General features: G+C 61.5%; 1 protein-coding gene. It reads right to left on the bottom strand.

Annotated features, from left to right (window positions below; translation table 11 throughout):
- Nucleotides 1–304 precede the first annotated feature (304 nt).
- A complete protein-coding gene (locus KM934_RS12655; protein WP_215760967.1) occupies nucleotides 305–1,795 on the bottom strand; it encodes a glycoside hydrolase family 125 protein in 1,491 nt (496 codons plus the stop codon).
- Nucleotides 1,796–2,100: the final 305 nt, after the last annotated feature.

Raw genomic sequence — 2,100 nt, 5'->3', positions numbered from 1 at the left:
CAGGGTGTCGCTTCGCTTGCCCTGGGCTATGCGCTTGTTGGGCTTTCAGCCCGTCTTTGAATACTATGGCAATCCGTAATCCCAGGGCGGGTGTCCTGGGCTATGCGCTTATTGGGCTTTACCTTTCCGCTTCGCGCCGGTGACTGTTAGTTCAGCCCGTCATTGAATACTACGGCAATCCGTAAACCCAGGGTGTCGCTTCGCTTGCCCTGGGCTATGCGCTGTTGCCCTTTCAGGGCGGGCCTCAAACCCAGGGACGGGTTCTGCTTTCAGGGCGGGCCGCACACCCAGGGGCGGGTTCCTCTTACAGGCTGTTGAGGAGCGGAGCCTTGCCGTCCTGGATGAGCTTGCAGACGAGCTCGCCGAAGAGGGTGTTCTGCCAGGCGAACCAGGGGCGCGTGTAATGGGTGGCGTCGTCCTTATGGAACGACTCGTGGATGAAGCCCGTGCCGGCGTCGGTGGCAAGCAGGGCGCGCATGCACCAGCGAATCTCGTCGTCGGAGGTGGCGGTGAAGCACTTCATCATGATCGACATGGGCCACGGCATGTCGTAGCCGATATGCGGACCGCCGATGCCCTCGCCCGCCTTGCCACGGAAGAAGCAGGGGTTGTCGTCGCTCCACACGAAGCGTCGCGTGTTCTGGTAGATGGGGTCGGCGGGGTCCACATCGCCCATGTAGCCCATGCCGAGGAGCGACGGCACGTTGGCGTCGTCCATGAGGAGCTGGTTGCCGAAGCCGTCGACCTCATAGGCGTAGATCTTGCCATACTTGGGGTGGTCGTAGACGGCGTAGGTCTGCAGCGCCACCTTCACCTCGGCCGCCAGGTCGCTGCACTGCCGTGCGCGAGAGCGCAGGGTGTCGGCCTTGGCGCCGTCGGCCTTCTGGGCGCAATGGCGCAGGATCTCAGCGGCCTTGTTCATGGCCGACACCGCCATGAAGTTGGACGGCACGAGGAACGGCAGGATGGTGGCGTCGTCGGACGGCCGGAACATGGAGGCGATGAGGCCCACGGGCTTCACGGGCGCCCCATAGCCATCCCACCCCACGGTGTCGAAGGCGCGGTCGGTCATGCGTGTGAAGTGGTAAGCCTTGCGTGTGGTCTTGCGCTGCTGCTCGTGGAAGGTGGCGAGGATGTTGCCGATGGCGTCGAGCCAGTCGTCGGCAAACACGGTGTCGTCGCCCGTGACCTTCCAATAGTGGTAGGCCAGACGGATGGGATAGCAGTAGGAGTCGATCTCATACTTGCGCTCGAACACCTCGGGCCGCATCTTGGTGCCATCCTTCTGCCACCCCGCGCCGGTGGGCCCATCGTTGTAGGCGTTGGCGTAGCGGTCGATGTTGATGCACTTCATCTGTCGGAGGATGACGCCGCGCAGCATGCGGCGCAGGCGCTCGTCTTGGTTGGCGAGCGCCACATAGGGGTAGACCTGCGCGCCCGAGTCGCGCAGCCACATGGCGGGAATGTCGCCGGTATAGACGAAGGTGTCGTCGTCGCCATTGGGCAGCTGTCGGTAATGGACGGTGCTCTCGAGGGTGTTGGGGAAGCAGTTGGCGAACATCCATGCGAGCTTGGGGTTGTGGCGCAGCACCTTCTGCACCTCGCGTATCTTCTTCTCCACGGCAGGCGAGGTGAAGAGGCGGGAGGCGACGGGTGGGCGTTTCGACGTGTACTGTCCGTCGACGGGCGTCACCACCTGGGTGTAGCGCGCGTGGATGTCGACCGTGGCGTTCTCTTGCGCCGCGGCGGTGGTGGCGGCGGCGAGGAGGGCAATGGTTAAAAAGGTATGTTTCATGGGAATGATGATTGGTTACATAATGATGTGATGGGCAGAGGGCAACGAAGTTAGGGTCGGTCGGCGGCTCGGCACTTTTTTAAGAACACGAATCTCACTCTATCGAGACCCGGCGTAGCCCCACCGACCAAAGGGAGGTAATGACGATCGAGAGGAAACACCGTTGGTGTTTATTACTAAAGTTTCGGATTTAGTTTCAAACGGGCTTAACTAACAGTCACCGGTGCGAAGCGGAAAGGTAAAGCCCAACGAGCGCATAGCCCAGGGCAAGCGAAGCGACACCCTGGGTATTATCGTATTATCAT

Source organism: Hallella faecis, assembly GCF_018789675.1.
GTDB classification, from domain to species: domain Bacteria; phylum Bacteroidota; class Bacteroidia; order Bacteroidales; family Bacteroidaceae; genus Prevotella; species Prevotella faecis.
This window is presented reverse-complemented; position numbering and strand designations above follow the sequence as displayed.

Coding starts and splice junctions, on each gene's coding strand:
- KM934_RS12655 (WP_215760967.1), bottom strand. CDS start 1,795: ATGAAACATACCTTTTTAACCATTGCCCTCCTCGCCGCCGCCACCACC.